The following is a 14,236-nucleotide window of genomic DNA, read 5'->3' as shown; positions in this document are numbered from 1 at the left end:
CTAAGCTATTCAATGTATTTCTTTTGGAGTTTATTTAACCTAAAGCTACCCGTATGTTGAACCAGAATGAACTCAGTAACTTGTTAAAAATACTTTCCCTTTTGTTTTATTAGAAGATTCAACAGCGTCAATTGCCTTTTTGACATACGACAAGTCATACATAGAATCGACCATCATCAAACGTAATTTTTTTCCATCTATTAGCCGTATTAAATGATGAAACGTTTCTTGCCATTTTTTTGCTGAGACATTTTTATTCCAATTCCGTAAATGAAACATATTCGCATTCACTTTTGCTTGATTTACAATATCTGACCAATTTACTTGTACTCCTGATAAAAGACCGATTGTTAAAAAATGTCCATTAGGGCGGACACTAAAAGCTAATTCATTACCAACCGAACCTCCAACAGAATCAATGGCAGCATCTGCACCCATTCCACTTGTTAATTCCATAACGGTTTCATTTAGATGACTTATAGAGGTATCGATCACATTAGAAGCACCGAGATGAAGTAATTCCTCTGTATACTTATTATTTCTAATCACTGCAATCAATTGAAAACCTAAAATCTTTGATAATTGAGCAAAAATATGCCCAATAGAAGAACCACATGCGTTAACCAATAAAACATCATTTGGTTTTAATTTTAAAACTTCCGTACAAACCACCCACGCTGTAACGGGATTAATATACATTTGTGATGCAGTAAAATCATCAATAGAATCAGGTATAGGAACGGCAAATTCTGCTGTTGTCTTAACAAACTCTTGCCATGTACCTTCCCCACGCAAAGGTAAAACCCGTTTACCAATAAGGTTTTTTGAAACTAAAGGACCCACATTCTCTACAATCCCAACTCCTTCATAACCAGGAATATTTGGTAAGGAAATTCGATGAGAATACGCCCCTCTAATTGGAATTAAATCAGAAGGATTGATAGGTCGTGCCAACATTCGAACAAGAACTTCATTATCTTTTGGTGGTTCAATGGTTTTATATTCGATTTTTAACACATCTTTAGGACTGCCGAATTCGTAGAAATTAATATATTTTGCCTCCAAAACAATATAGGCCCCTTATCTAAATTAAAATTATTTAATTATAGTATTTTTGTTGGAACCCGTTAGCCACAGCAAGCTTATTTTAGGTTTGTACGAAATAGGATTGCTCTAGATTTAGCTACAATTTCTTGTTTATCGTTACAAATCGAACACTCCGTATGAATTAAAGTTTTGCCCTGTTTTTCAATTTTGGCATTTGCCGTCAAGTATGTACCAGTGGCGGGTTTCATAAAGGAAACATTTAAATCAACGGTGACAGCTTGTTGTATCCCGTCTTCAGTTGCTGGTATCAAGTTTGATACGGCTACATCAGCCAAAGAAGAAATGATACCACCATGTATAACCCCTGCACTATTAATGAATAGATCCTGGACCGGCAATATGATTTGCAAATTATTATCATCAATCTTTTCGTATTTCAACCCTAAAAATTCGTCAAATGGTTGTCTTATAAACATCTGGTACACCTCTTGAATTAAACTGAATATTGATTTCACTGTGTTTGAAAAGTAACCGGAAAAATTCCGCTTAAATTGGGAAATACCTGTATTTCCCTAAAAATAAAGGAAGTTTTTCCGGTTATTTTATACTAATCTTTGAATTTTGTCTTATTTGGAGCAGTTAACCGGAATTTCTCCGCTTATATCTCCTTCTTAAGCCTACACTATATACATTAGCCGGAAATTCTCCGCCTATAAATCTCATACCTACACGAAAACCAAAAATGAATAATAACGGGCCATTTTTAAAAAAATACACTTGATAACACACTTTTAACTCTAGAAATTTTATCTTCTAGCTATCATCTCGATTTCAATTTGTGCATCAAGAGGCAGGGCTGACACACCTATAGTTGTACGAGCTGGATACGGCTCAGAAAATTGTTTAGAATAAACTTCATTCATTGCTGTGAAATTATTCATATCCGTTAAGAAGACATTCACTTTTTCAACATGATCTGGAGTTAAGCCTGCCGCTTCCAATACATTGAAAAGATTCTTAAAACATTGCTTTGTCTGTTCAACAATATCACCTTCTACAAGCTTTCCAGTCTGGGAGTCTACTGGGGTTTGCCCAGATAAAAATATTAAATCACCTGCTTCAATTGCATGTGAGTAAGGACCAACAGCAACCGCTCCAGATGCACTAAAAGCCTTTCTTGACATACAAAACTCCTCCTTTAGATAAAAAGAAAAAAATAAGTATATGAAGAAATTGTAAGTTATATGGAAGATATAAGCAATAAAACCGTCCTTCCAAGCAATGGCTGCAAATGCCCATTTGGCATTATAAAACAAGTGTTAAAAACAACCTCAACCTTTTTAAACAATAGTTTCCATAATAAACAAACGTTTGTAAACTACTTCATTATATACTATACTTTTAAAAAGTAATCTTATAGATTACAAAAATAGTCAATCTTTGCTTTTTATTGTGTTTTGATTCTTTGCCTTAAAAAGATAAAAAAATATTGGAGGAGGTAGAATATGAAGAAGTATCTGTATCCTCTCATGGTTATTATAGCCGCGAGTAGTTATGGAGTAGTTTCAACGATTATAAAACTGGCAATGAATAGCGGTTTTTCAGCATCGGAAGCTGTTACAAGTCAATTCTTTATTGGCTTTTGCATTGCAGTGAGTATTTATTTCCTGACAAGCAGAACAAAAATAAGCTTTAAAGGTATAAAAACGCTTATCATTGCAGGCATTTTAACCGGGTTGACCAATATTGTATATGGACATTCTCTGAACTATTTACCAGCTTCTTTGGCTGTTGTTCTCCTATTTCAATTTACATGGATTGGTATGCTGATTTCCTGTATAACAAAGCGTCAGCTACCCACTCGAATTGAATTTATTTCCTTACTTTTATTGGTTTTGGGAACCATACCAGCAGCCGGTTTGATTGATGTTGATTTAACGAAAATACCTTTACAAGGGTGGATATGGGGGTTAGCGGCAGCCTTTTGTTATTCACTATTTTTATTTGTAAACGGTCGGGCAACCGCAAGGATGAATACCTCAGGCCGTTTGGTGTTTGTTTCTTTCTTTGCTTTTATGATGTCTGCTGCATTTCAATCTCCAGAGATTATTTGGAATGGTACTTTGTTTAACGAAGGACTTTGGATTTATGGTTTGGCACTAGGGTTATTTGGCATGATTATTCCGGTGTTTTTATTTACTATTGCCGTTCCTAAAGTTGGATTAGGCATGACATCCATTTTGAGTGCTATTGAATTGCCAATCGCCGTGATGGTGTCCGTGATCTTACTAAGCGAAACTGTGAGCACGTTACAGATAGCGGGGATCGTAATCATCATTCTTGGTATAAGTTTACCAACCACGTTAACTGGAAAATTATTGTTAATGAAAAATAAAATTGCAAAACAAAAAGCAAAAAATAAATCTTACTTGACTGGTGAATTAAAAAAACACATTAGTTAAGGTAATTCGATTATTTTATTTCAACACCGTCTTGTAAAAAGTTAAGAGATGCTTCAAACCATTTTTATTTTCAAGGGAAAAGTTGGACATATTATCCCTAGGAGGTGATAAGGTGGCTGACAATAAGAAAACTTCCAAACACCTAGAAAGAGACAATAAATTAGATCGATACGAAAACGACGATCGACATAATGATAATGCTAGGACAGCAACAGCATTTGAACCAGTAATCCCAAGAATTGATACAGAAAATCTTTAACAGTAAGTTTCAAACATTTGAAATGACATACCGAATAACAAATTAATACTACACCTATCAACGCTTGGCTCTAGACCCAAGCGTTATTCATTCCCCAGTTAATCCAATATTTGTCCATGGTTCTGCCAAAACATGTACAAACACGACCATAAATCTTTGGATATTTTAAGTTCACTAAAACACTCTTTCCCTTTCTTAATAACAATTTCAAAAAAAATGGATGAAAGCCTTTCCCGCTTTTTTATTTTCAACATACCTTATTACTACCGAAAAGTAAGGGAGGTATTAGGATGGCTGATGGTGCAGGATACGGCGGAGGGTTTGCGCTGATTGTGGTATTGTTTATCCTTTTAATTATCGTCGGTGCTTCTTTTGTCGGCGGATACGGAGGCTATGGCGGCTTTTATTACTAAGTCCGTTTATTAACTTCAATGAAAGGGGGGATATTATAATGTTCTACGGTGGATATGGCTATGGCGGATATGGCTACGGCGGCGGAAGTTTTGTTTTAATCGTTGTATTGTTCATTCTTTTAATTATTGTTGGAGCATCTTGCTTTTATTAATTAGATTAGATCTCCCCCAAAAAAAATTTAGGGTTTTCTAAAAATACAAAAGGTCAACTCTCCAGACGAATCGGAGAAGTTGACCTTTTGTTTGCTATTTTATTTTGTTATAGACATTTGCATCTATTACATAGAAAACAATTAAATATTGAAAATGCTCGAAAGGCTCTTCCCTTATAGGAAGCAGCCTCGAGCATTTTCAAAAGAAAAAGACTTTCATATTTGCTTTATTTTAATTGGAGTACTATTAATATTTATATAAGGTTATATTGGAGGAAAATGTATGTATTCAAATATTTTAAGACATCCTGGACCAACTCCTATTCCGAAGAAAGTACAGCTTGCGATGAGCCAAGATATGATGAGCCACCGCAGTGAAGAATTTGTACAGCTATATCGGGAAACAACAAAACGTGTGAAGCCTGTTTTTGGAACAAAGCAGGATATTTTACTCATCCCATCGGGTGGTGCCGCGGCATTAGAAGCTGCAGCTGTAAATACTGTCTCTACTGGTGAAGAAGTGGTTGTTATTACCGTCGGCGCTTTTGGAAATTATTTCGTCTCTATTTGTGAAAAATTTGGCTTTCATGTACATAAGCTGGAAAAACCTTGGGGTGAAGCTTGTACACCGGAAGAACTTGCTGAGTTTCTAAAGCCCCTATCCAATATTAAAGCTGTCTTCGCTACTTATAACGAAACTTCTACGGGGATTTTAAACCCAATTGACAAATTAGCAAAGATTGTACGTTCCCGAACTAACGCGCTATTTATTGTTGATGGCGTCAGCTGTATTGGCGGAGCACCTGCAGAAATGGATCAATGGGGTGTTGATATTTTAGTAACAGGGTCACAAAAAGCAATGATGCTGCCTCCTGGGCTCGCTCTTTTAAGTATTAGTGACCGTGCATGGAAAGTAATTGAAGAGAATAATACACCTTCATATTACTTAAATTTATTGAGCTATCGTGAATGGGCAGAGAAAGGGATGACACCTAATACGCCTGCTGTTTCATTAATTTACGGTCTTTCTGCTGTATGTGATTTGATTGAGGAGGAAGGCGGATTTGCGCAAACAGTGGCACGGCATGAACTTATGAAAAACATGGTTCGCGAATCTATGAAGGCTCTTTCTATTGGCTTGTTGACGTCCGATGAGTATGCTTCGCCGACGATTACAGCTATTCTTACTCCAGAAGGATTGGATCTCGGGACATTTTTAGGCCATCTGAAGAAGAAATACCATCTTGATTTTGCTGGAGGGCTTGGTCACCTGCAAGGTAAGCTATTCCGATTTGGGCATATGGGTTACTGTTTCCCAAGCGATATTCTTCAAGCGGTTTCTCTATTGGAAGCAGGATTGCAGGATTTCAACTACACCTTTGAACCAGGCGCTGGAGTTTTTGCTGCACAAAAAGTGTTCTTGGCTGCCAATTTGAAATAAAAGTTGACTAAAATTAAATTTAGCCTTGTCAGAAAAAACAGTCAAGCATATCTTATTGTAAGCCATACAAGCATATGAATTACCTTCCCAGCAAGAAGGAAGTCTCTGCCCAAGACTTCCTTCTTTTTATATTTTTCCTAAGAGGAATTTTTCCACTTTGTCTTGTAAAAATAAAACATCTTGCTCTAATTATAGTCCTTTTTGGCATTTAACCATTACAAATTTAAATGGAGGCTTGTTTTCCATATTCTTATGTGGCTCAACAATTTGGAAATCGTTGTAAAAATCATATATGCGTTTGGCTTTAACTGATTATAGCAATCATTAATAAACTTCTCTCTCTCACTTTGATTCAATAAGTGAATAAGGGCATAACAAAATATACCATCATAAAGTTTGTTATCAAAAGGCATATCAGTTACTGATCCATGAAAAATAGTAAAATTAAGCCCATTTTAAATTTAAAACATCCCCAATTCAATATGGCCAATGCCTGATTTTATTAATTTCGAATCCCTAAGGAATTTGAAAAATGCAAAAGGTCAACTCTTCGGACCAATCCGAGAAGTTGACCTTTTGTTTGCTATTTTACTTTTGGCAAGCGGACTTTAATTAACTCTGCAAAATATTTCGCTCCGATTGTAAGGATCTTATCATTGAAGTCATAGCTTGAGTTATGAAGTGGAACATTGCCGATTCCTTCAGAATCGTTACCATTTCCTATAAAGACAAAGCAACCAGGGATTTTCTGCAAAAACGCACCAAAGTCTTCAGAAGCCATCCAGGGTTGACAATTTCTATCCACTTTATTTTCGCCAACCACATTTCGAGCTGCTCTTACCGCAATATCAACGCACTCTGCCCAGTTAACCGTCGGTGCGAATTCATGGGTATATTCAAATTGACATTCTGCCCCATTCATTTTGCAAATTCCCTCACTAATCGTCCGCATCCGTTCTTCCAGCAGCTTTTGTACCTCTGGCGTATAACTTCTAGTATCGCCCTTAATCACTACATTTGTAGGAATTGCATTTCGAATCCCGTCCGTTATAAATTCAGTACATGAAATGACAGCGGGAACATTTGGGTTCATATTACGGGATATAATGGTTTGCAAAGCAAGAACAATTTCAGACGCAATGACGATTGGATCTTTACCCATATGCGGACTCGAAGCATGTGAGCCTTGTCCCTTAATACGGATGACAAAGTTATCCTCACTTGCCATAATTCCGCCCACACGTGTTGAAATGGAACCCGCAGGCATGCCTGGCATATTGTGCATGCCATAAATCTCATCTACTGGAAAACGTGTAAAAAGTCCATCATCCAACATGGCAAAAGCGCCTTTGCCAATTTCCTCCGCAGGTTGAAAAATAAACCGAACTGTCCCGTTAAAATTTTTTCGCTCCGTTAATAACTTGGCTGCCCCCAATACTGTGGCCATATGTCCATCATGACCACATGCATGCATTTTACCCGGATTCTGGGAGGTATATGAGTGTTGCCCCACTTCAGTTAGATTAAGAGCATCTATATCTGAGCGAATACCGATAATACCTTTCCCATCGCCCACTGTAAGATTAGCAACGATTCCAGTACCCCCAATATTTCTATGAACCTCTAATCCCATATCTGTTAGTACTTTAGCAAGAAATTCAGAAGTATGTTTTTCTTCAAAAGCACTTTCAGGATGCGTATGAAGATAGTGTCTCCACTCAGTAAGCTGTCTTTCAAAATTTCCATTCATCATATTCATTTCACCCCTTCAGTCATTAAACCGATGGATAGGCCCCATCCCATACTACTTTTCTATAATGATCTGGATCCGTGTCACCTTCTGTGCTGATAATAAGAATTTTCGAATTTTGATCCAGGTTCAATGTTTCTTTCATTTCATTGAGCGCTACGTGATCAGCCAATAGACTAACTAACCCCATACCAACTGCACCAGATTCACCTGAAACAATTTGAGGGTCACTGCCCAATGAGTTGGCAAGAATTCGCATTCCTCGTGCGGCCACATGATCCGGACATGAGACAAAGATTTCAGCATAATCTTTTAAAACACCCCAAGAAGTGGTACTAGGCTCCCCACACGCTAAACCTGCCATAATCGTATTTAAAGCTCCCGTTACGGAATGTGGCTTTCCATCGCCAACATTGATAGATTGGTATAGACAATCCGCTTTATCTGGTTCGACGATAACGGTAATAGGGCGTTCTTCTCCAAACTTCTCTACTAAATATCCGAGCATACTGCCAGCAAATGACCCGACTCCAGCTTGTAAAAACACATGCGTCGGGCGGTTTTGACCAGCTTCAGCAATCTGCTCCACTGCTTCATCCAGGATCGTTCCATACCCCTGCATAATCCAAGTTGGAATCTGTTCATATCCATCCCAGGCCGTATCCTGTACCAAAACCCAGCCATTTTCTTCCGCTTTCTGGCTTGCCAGCCTAACTGTATCATCATAGTTAAGATCCGTTATATAGGCTTCTGCTCCTTCTTTCCGGATATTGTTTAATCTAATTTCCGAAGACCCTTTTGGCATCAATACGACTGATTTTTGTCCTAGCTGGTTAGCAGCCCAAGCAATTCCTCTGCCATGATTCCCATCCGTTGCTGTTACAAACGTAATACTCCCGAGTTTCTCTCTCACTTCATTACTTCTTAGTTTTTCAAAAGAAAGCTCGGAAATATCAACGTTTAATTTCTCTGCCGAGTATTTGCCGACAGCATAGGAACCCCCTAATACTTTAAAAGCATTAAGTCCAAATCGATAGGATTCATCCTTCACCCATATATGGCTGACACCTAATTGTTTGGACAATTTCTCTAAGCTGTGAAGTGGCGTTACTTTATACTCTGGGAAACTCTTATGAAAATTTCTTACCTTTTCCACAACTTCAGGGTTCATAAATGCTGCAGATGCTTTCTCAGTATCTGTTTTTCTCGCATTTTCATTTAGAATATATTTAATCTCTCCAGGTGCGTTTTTTGTTGTAATTACTTCTTTAACCATTTATAAGTTCCTCCTTTACTGCAAGAATACTAACTACCTCGAGCAAAACATTAGTTCCAGCAACCAAATCGGTATCTTTTGTATACTCCTTAGGATTATGACTAATACCGTCGATACTTGGGACGAAAATCATGGCTGTAGGGCAAATCCGAGCCATCATTTGCGCATCATGTCCAGCTCCGGAAGTCATACGTCTTGACGCGAGTCCGCGTCCGCCTGCAGATTGCTCTATCAATTTTACGATTGTTTCATCAAAAGTTACTGGTTGAAAACGTACCAATTGTTCAGATGTAATGGATACTTCTTCCGATGCCGCAAGTTCTTTGAGATAGTTGGCAAGTCCTTGCTCTTCCTCTCTCAGTCTCTGCTCGTTAGGATCACGCAAATCCACAGTGAAGGTGGCCAATGATGGAATGACATTAACAGCATTTGGCTTAAATTCAATAGTTCCAACCGTTGCAACAGTTTGCCCATTAGAAGCGTTCGCCTGATCGCGTAAATAAGTTATCACCCGTGCTGCGGCAAGTCCTGCATCACGCCGCATATCAGTTGGTGTAGTACCGGCGTGATTGGCAACACCTTCAATCGTAATGCGCTGCCAAGAAATGCCTTGAAGATTCTCAACCGCACCAATTGGAATACCTATTTTATCCAAAATTGGACCTTGTTCGATATGAAGCTCAATATAAGCGTGTGGCGTTAAAAAGCCAGGCTCCTTCGTACCAGCATAGCCAATACGTTCAAGTTCCTCCCCCAAAATGGTGCCATCCGTACCTACCTGTGCAAGCGCCTCATCTGCTGAGAGCCCGCCAGCATACACAAGAGATCCCATCATGTCCGGCTGATAGCGCACTCCTTCCTCATTGGTAAATGCTGCGACTGCAATTGGACGAGATGGAATAAAACCTGTCTCCTGTAAAGTGTTTATTACTTCAAGCCCAGAAAGAACTCCATAGCATCCATCGTACATCCCTGCGTTAATGACTGTGTCGATGTGCGAACCTAGCATAATGGGTGCTTCATTTATATTTTCGGTACCATACCAGATACCAAAGATATTGCCGATCCTGTCGATTTCAACTTCCAATCCAGCTTCCTTCATCCAAGTGACTAATTGGTCACGGCCAGCCTTATCTGTATCTGAAGCAGCTAATCTTGTTCGTTTGTTATCATCGTCCAGACCAGTTCGGCCAAGTTCTTGTAAGCGGTTAAGTAAACGTTCACTATTGATTGATAGATTTAACTTTGAAATCATGTTCATTTCCCCTTTTCAACATGTAAAGTTTGTTTAGAAACAACTTAAAACATATTGGCAATTTTGCTGATGTTTGGTGAATCACATTTTAATATATAATTATAATCATATGGTAATTGAATATTTGCTATAAAAATACTAAAATTGAATAGAAAAATATAAGAATATTGAGGTGTTTGCTATGCAAATGAAAAACTTCATGATTGATGAAAGCTTAAAAGAGCTAACCAAACACCATACAGTCGTTATGCCAATTGCATGTTATAAAACCACCATTAATCAAAATATCCATGGGCTTATTCCTCTTCATTGGCATGACGAAATTCAATTTGTGTTAATCGTAAAAGGGGAGGCAATTTTTCAAGTAAATGAAGATTGGATCGTGGTTCGAGAAGGTGATGGACTGTTTATCAATAGTGGATGCCTGCACATGGCACAGGAAAAGGATCGCTCGGGTTGTGTCTATATTTGCTTAAATCTGTCACCCTATTTTGTTTTGTCACAAGAACTCTATCCTACTTATGTAAAACCTTATATTCAAGCGACTAATTTACCCTACTTATATATAGATGCAAATGAGATTTGGGGAAAAAACATTTTAGATGCCATTTTAGAAATATATCAAGGTATTGAGCAAAAGTCCCAATACTATGAAATAGATATATCAATAAGACTGCCGTACATTTGGAAAAACTTAATCGATAATGGTTTTAAACTAGAGTTTGTTCAGACAGAAATAGTAAAGAGCCAAAGAATGAAGCAAATGTTAAGCTGGATCCAACAGCATTATACAGAAAAAGTTATGTTAGAGGATATTGCAAGGGCAGGTCAGCTGAGCCGTTCTGAATGCTGTCGATATTTCAAGCGATTTCTAAAATGTACACCATTAAATTATGTGATCGATTATCGTATTCAAAAAAGCTTATATCTCCTGCAGCAAGACGATTCTAATATTACAGAAGTTGCCTATCAAGTTGGTTTTAATAGTACGAGTTATTTTATTAATAAATTCAGAGATTCCATGAACATAACTCCTTTAGCATACAAGAAAAATAAAATGCATAATGACTAAGCATGCTAGTACTTAAAAAGGAATTCTCTGCCCAAAACTTTCCTTCCTCAATATTGTGTATACCGACCTAGGCTCTGGCTTTCCTCGTCGTTCGGGTGTTATCAGCCTTTTATAATGACCGGGGCTCTAGCTTTCCTTGTCGTTCGGGTGTTATGAGCCTTTTATAACGACTAGGGCTCTGACTTTCCTTGTCGTTCGGGTGTTATGAGCCTTTTATAACGACCGGGACTCTGACTTTCCTCGCCGTTCGGGCGTTATGAAGCCTTTTATAACGACCGGGACTCTGACTTTCCTTGTCGTTCGGGTGTTATGAGCCTTTTATAACGACCGGGACTCTGACTTTACTTGCCATTCGGGCGTTATGAAGCCTTTTATAACGACCAGGACTCTGACTTTCCTTGCCATTCGGGTGTTATGAGCCTTTTATAACGACCGGGACTCTGACTTTCCTCGCCGTTCGGGCGTTATGAGCCTTTTATAACGACCGGGACTCTGACCTTCCTCGCCGTTCGGGCGTTATGAAGCCTTTTATAACGACCGGGGCTCTAGTTTTTCATACCATTCGGGTGTTATCAGCCTTTTATAACGACCGGGGCTCTGACTTTCCTTGTCATTCGGGTGTTATGAAGCTTTTATAACGACCGGGACCCGGCTTTCCATGTTGTTCGGGTGATATGAAGGCTACATACGACTGGACCACTGATTTTTTCAAGAGTTGGAGCTCATAGAAAGACCGCTTAGAAAAGAGCCTTTTATATAGTCTGCGCTTCATCAGGCTACCTAAGAACACTCTTTCAGCCATACTCATTGCTCTTCACCTGTCATTAGATTGAGTTCAAATCCACTTAGAATATCTCTTTAAAAAGAAAATGGCTCAGTTCAGTTGAACCGAGCCATTTTCTTTATTTTAATTTTTTTCAACTAAAGGTGTCGTTATTTTAAGTACACTTCTTCACGATGTTTAACTTTATTCAGCCGGTGTTTTCAATAATTGATTTGAACAGTTGGTTGATCTAATTTCACTAACAAATGTAGAGCCTAATAGCAGTACACCTCCAAGCATTTGAACAATTGTCATTTGTTCTTGCAGGATAATGGCAGAAATCATTATAGCTACAAATGGATCGACATAACTGAGCATAGCTATACTCTGTCCTTTTAATCCTTCCATACCAGAGAAAAATAACCAAAACCCAATCCCTGTATTGATAATCCCTAAAATTAAAATAAAAGGAATGGAAGAGCTTGATACTTCAAAGATACCAAAGCCGGAAGTCCAGAAAACATATGGCATTAGAAGTAAAATGGTTGTTCCAAGCTGAATGATGGTCAGCTCTAACTTTCCCATATCTTTAATAAATTTATTTAGCAGCAATAACGCAGCATAAAATGCAGCTGCGATTAATCCAAAGGAAAGTCCAAGAAGATCGTCTGCGCTGGATGCTCTCAGGCCTTCTCCTACAATCATTAACATCCCTGTGATCGCTACACCAATACACACAATTTTCTTGATGGATAATGGTTCCCGAAGTACAAAGGGAGAAAGAATCATCACAAATACAGGTGCAAAGTAATAACCTAGCGTTGCATTGGCTATTGTCGTATGGTCATATGATTGGTAAAGGAAAATCCAATTTCCTCCCAATGCAATACCTGAAAGAATCAAAAATAAAGCATTAGCTTTAACTAATTTCCATGATATTTTTTTCTTAATCACGAACAATATTAACAGTAAAAATAAGCATCCTATGAAACTGCTTATTAAAGCTCTTTCGCTCGAAGATAGATCAATGTTTCGAACAACTAAACCAATTGTACCGAAAATAATCATTGATAATATAAACTGAATTTTAGATTTCATCATCTACTCCATCGAATCCGCGAAACAGCTTATCATTCTCAGATTATGAGACTTGCAGCTGTCTGGTGCTTTTTCCATAACATCACTCATAAACGACATCGTTCAACACCTTTCCCTTTCCTAACTTGAATAATGAATAGGAAAAATATATCATAATCCCATACATTACAAAAACGAATGTTCATCATGATATATATGACAAAATCAGATGGGACGAGGAAAGAAATATGAATATCCAAAAATATTTGGCATTTGTCAAAGCAGTAGAATTGGGTAGTTTTACAAAAGCTGCCGAAATATTGGACTATTCACAGTCTGGGATTAGCCGTATGATTAACGATTTAGAAAAGGAATGGGGGATTTCTCTTTTTGAAAGGGGACGTGCCGGTATCAATTTAACCTCGGATGGTTTAAAGTTACTGCCCCAATTAAAGCGAATTTGCAATGAGTATGAAATCTTAATGAGGCAGATCGAAGAACTAAATAATATGGAATCTGGGATGATTCGAATTGGGACATTTTCCAGTGTAGCATCTCATTGGCTCCCTAATATTATTAAAATTTTCAAGAAGGATTACCCAATGATAGATTTTGAATTTCTGCTTGGTGATTATACAGAAATTGAGAGCTGGATCCTAAATGGGCGTGTTGACTTTGGATTTTTGCGGCTTCCAACAAAAGCCGAACTAGAAACAATCTTTTTGGAACAAGATCGTTTGCTGGTAGTAATACCACAAAATCATCCTTTTGCTAATTGTGAAAAGTTTCCCATCAACGGCTTACTGAACAGTCCGTTTATGCTGTTAGAAAAGGGGGCAAAAGCAGAAATCTCTGAAATTTTTGTGAGGCACCAAATTTCTCCACAGGTTAATTTTACAACATGGGATGACTATGCCATTATGTCTATGGTGGAAAATGGGCTAGGAATCAGTATATTACCAGAATTGATATTACAGCGTATTCCTCACAAAATTATAACGAAAGAGCTTGAAGTTCCTGCTTTCAGGAATATTGGTGTTGCTATGAGAGAACAAAAATCACTTTCCCTTGCGTCCAAGAAATTTTTAGAATATTTATCATATAGGAACATCAAGTGAATGAGTATGATGGACTCAAATTATTAAAACACACATGACAGCCTGTTTGAAATATTTCAAATCATGGGTTCGTACCTATACGCTGGTCCGAACCTTTTATGAAACTGAAGAAAAGATTCAGACAGGCAGCAATGCATGTTTGTTTCTGAAA

14 protein-coding genes and 1 pseudogene are annotated in these 14,236 nt (G+C 37.9%); 7 read left to right on the top strand and 8 right to left on the bottom strand.

What is annotated here, in order from left to right; all coding sequences use genetic code 11:
- Positions 1 to 72 precede the first annotated feature (72 nt).
- From V5M37_RS06845 to V5M37_RS06835, 3 genes are all read right to left on the bottom strand, one after another.
- Positions 73 to 1,065 (bottom strand): zinc-dependent alcohol dehydrogenase family protein, encoded by a 993-nt coding sequence (locus V5M37_RS06845; RefSeq protein WP_423801340.1) that lies wholly within the window; start codon positions 1,063 to 1,065, stop codon positions 73 to 75.
- A 77-nt stretch (positions 1,066 to 1,142) separates the two neighbouring features.
- Positions 1,143 to 1,523 carry a PaaI family thioesterase gene (locus V5M37_RS06840; protein WP_423801339.1) on the bottom strand — a complete coding sequence of 127 codons (381 nt, stop codon included), beginning with the start codon at positions 1,521 to 1,523 and terminating at the stop codon, positions 1,143 to 1,145.
- A 330-nt stretch (positions 1,524 to 1,853) separates the two neighbouring features.
- Entirely contained in the window at positions 1,854 to 2,231 is a 378-nt protein-coding gene (locus tag V5M37_RS06835) for a RidA family protein (protein ID WP_423801338.1), read from the bottom strand.
- Between the two features lie 321 nt (positions 2,232 to 2,552).
- On the opposite strand from V5M37_RS06835, the gene V5M37_RS06830 reads away from it, so the two are divergent.
- From V5M37_RS06830 to V5M37_RS06810, 5 genes are all read left to right on the top strand, one after another.
- On the top strand, positions 2,553 to 3,509 hold the full coding sequence (locus tag V5M37_RS06830) for an EamA family transporter (protein ID WP_423801337.1): 957 nt from the start codon (positions 2,553 to 2,555) through the stop codon (positions 3,507 to 3,509).
- A 112-nt stretch (positions 3,510 to 3,621) separates the two neighbouring features.
- A complete protein-coding gene (locus V5M37_RS06825; RefSeq protein WP_423801336.1) occupies positions 3,622 to 3,768 on the top strand; it encodes a hypothetical protein in 147 nt (48 codons plus the stop codon).
- A gap of 290 nt (positions 3,769 to 4,058) precedes the next feature.
- Positions 4,059 to 4,181, top strand: coding sequence for a YjcZ family sporulation protein (locus V5M37_RS06820; protein ID WP_213141186.1), 123 nt, complete (start codon positions 4,059 to 4,061; stop codon positions 4,179 to 4,181).
- A 38-nt stretch (positions 4,182 to 4,219) separates the two neighbouring features.
- Positions 4,220 to 4,333: a YjcZ family sporulation protein gene (locus tag V5M37_RS06815; protein ID WP_213141187.1), complete on the top strand. Its 114-nt coding sequence runs from the start codon at positions 4,220 to 4,222 to the stop codon at positions 4,331 to 4,333.
- A 283-nt stretch (positions 4,334 to 4,616) separates the two neighbouring features.
- Positions 4,617 to 5,774, top strand: coding sequence for a pyridoxal-phosphate-dependent aminotransferase family protein (locus V5M37_RS06810; protein ID WP_423801335.1), 1,158 nt, complete (start codon positions 4,617 to 4,619; stop codon positions 5,772 to 5,774).
- A 189-nt stretch (positions 5,775 to 5,963) separates the two neighbouring features.
- Here V5M37_RS06810 and V5M37_RS06805 read toward each other — a convergent pair.
- The 4 genes and pseudogenes from V5M37_RS06805 to V5M37_RS06790 form a co-directional block, all read right to left on the bottom strand.
- Positions 5,964 to 6,229 (bottom strand): annotated as a pseudogene (locus tag V5M37_RS06805) (class I SAM-dependent methyltransferase); the annotation flags it as partial.
- A 128-nt stretch (positions 6,230 to 6,357) separates the two neighbouring features.
- Complete coding sequence (locus V5M37_RS06800) at positions 6,358 to 7,527, bottom strand: M20 aminoacylase family protein (RefSeq protein ID WP_423801334.1); 1,170 nt, start codon at positions 7,525 to 7,527, stop codon at positions 6,358 to 6,360.
- Between the two features lie 22 nt (positions 7,528 to 7,549).
- On the bottom strand, positions 7,550 to 8,800 hold the full coding sequence (gene dpaL, locus V5M37_RS06795) for a diaminopropionate ammonia-lyase (protein WP_423801333.1): 1,251 nt from the start codon (positions 8,798 to 8,800) through the stop codon (positions 7,550 to 7,552).
- Positions 8,793 to 10,055: a Zn-dependent hydrolase gene (locus tag V5M37_RS06790; protein WP_423801332.1), complete on the bottom strand. Its 1,263-nt coding sequence runs from the start codon at positions 10,053 to 10,055 to the stop codon at positions 8,793 to 8,795. Before V5M37_RS06790 ends, dpaL begins: the two co-directional genes overlap by 8 nt.
- 181 nt (positions 10,056 to 10,236) lie before the next feature.
- On the opposite strand from V5M37_RS06790, the gene V5M37_RS06785 reads away from it, so the two are divergent.
- The gene (locus tag V5M37_RS06785; protein ID WP_423801331.1) at positions 10,237 to 11,127 is read left to right on the top strand and encodes an AraC family transcriptional regulator; all 891 of its coding nucleotides are present in this window, start codon (positions 10,237 to 10,239) and stop codon (positions 11,125 to 11,127) included.
- 967 nt (positions 11,128 to 12,094) lie between these two features.
- Here V5M37_RS06785 and V5M37_RS06780 read toward each other — a convergent pair.
- Positions 12,095 to 12,988 (bottom strand): DMT family transporter, encoded by an 894-nt coding sequence (locus V5M37_RS06780; RefSeq protein WP_423801330.1) that lies wholly within the window; start codon positions 12,986 to 12,988, stop codon positions 12,095 to 12,097.
- Between the two features lie 227 nt (positions 12,989 to 13,215).
- Between V5M37_RS06780 and V5M37_RS06775 the strand changes: the two genes are divergently transcribed.
- The gene (locus V5M37_RS06775) at positions 13,216 to 14,085 is read left to right on the top strand and encodes a LysR family transcriptional regulator (RefSeq protein WP_423801329.1); all 870 of its coding nucleotides are present in this window, start codon (positions 13,216 to 13,218) and stop codon (positions 14,083 to 14,085) included.
- The last annotated feature ends 151 nt before the right edge of the window (positions 14,086 to 14,236 follow it).

Origin of the sequence: Neobacillus sp. SAB-20_R2A (genome assembly GCF_049568635.1) — a bacterium.
In the GTDB taxonomy this organism is placed as follows: domain Bacteria; phylum Bacillota; class Bacilli; order Bacillales; family Cytobacillaceae; genus Neobacillus; species Neobacillus citreus.
This window is presented reverse-complemented; position numbering and strand designations above follow the sequence as displayed.

Bases quoted from the DNA above. Each gene is read 5' to 3' on its own strand.
- dpaL (WP_423801333.1), bottom strand. From the start codon at position 8,800: ATGGTTAAAGAAGTAATTACAACAAAAAACGCACCTGGAGAGATTAAA.
- V5M37_RS06820 (WP_213141186.1), top strand. From the start codon at position 4,059: ATGGCTGATGGTGCAGGATACGGCGGAGGGTTTGCGCTGATTGTGGTA.
- V5M37_RS06790 (WP_423801332.1), bottom strand. From the start codon at position 10,055: ATGATTTCAAAGTTAAATCTATCAATCAATAGTGAACGTTTACTTAAC.
- V5M37_RS06830 (WP_423801337.1), top strand. From the start codon at position 2,553: ATGAAGAAGTATCTGTATCCTCTCATGGTTATTATAGCCGCGAGTAGT.
- V5M37_RS06810 (WP_423801335.1), top strand. From the start codon at position 4,617: ATGTATTCAAATATTTTAAGACATCCTGGACCAACTCCTATTCCGAAG.
- V5M37_RS06840 (WP_423801339.1), bottom strand. From the start codon at position 1,523: ATGTTTATAAGACAACCATTTGACGAATTTTTAGGGTTGAAATACGAA.
- V5M37_RS06780 (WP_423801330.1), bottom strand. From the start codon at position 12,988: ATGAAATCTAAAATTCAGTTTATATTATCAATGATTATTTTCGGTACA.
- V5M37_RS06785 (WP_423801331.1), top strand. From the start codon at position 10,237: ATGCAAATGAAAAACTTCATGATTGATGAAAGCTTAAAAGAGCTAACC.
- V5M37_RS06835 (WP_423801338.1), bottom strand. From the start codon at position 2,231: ATGTCAAGAAAGGCTTTTAGTGCATCTGGAGCGGTTGCTGTTGGTCCT.
- V5M37_RS06775 (WP_423801329.1), top strand. From the start codon at position 13,216: ATGAATATCCAAAAATATTTGGCATTTGTCAAAGCAGTAGAATTGGGT.
- V5M37_RS06815 (WP_213141187.1), top strand. From the start codon at position 4,220: ATGTTCTACGGTGGATATGGCTATGGCGGATATGGCTACGGCGGCGGA.
- V5M37_RS06800 (WP_423801334.1), bottom strand. From the start codon at position 7,527: ATGATGAATGGAAATTTTGAAAGACAGCTTACTGAGTGGAGACACTAT.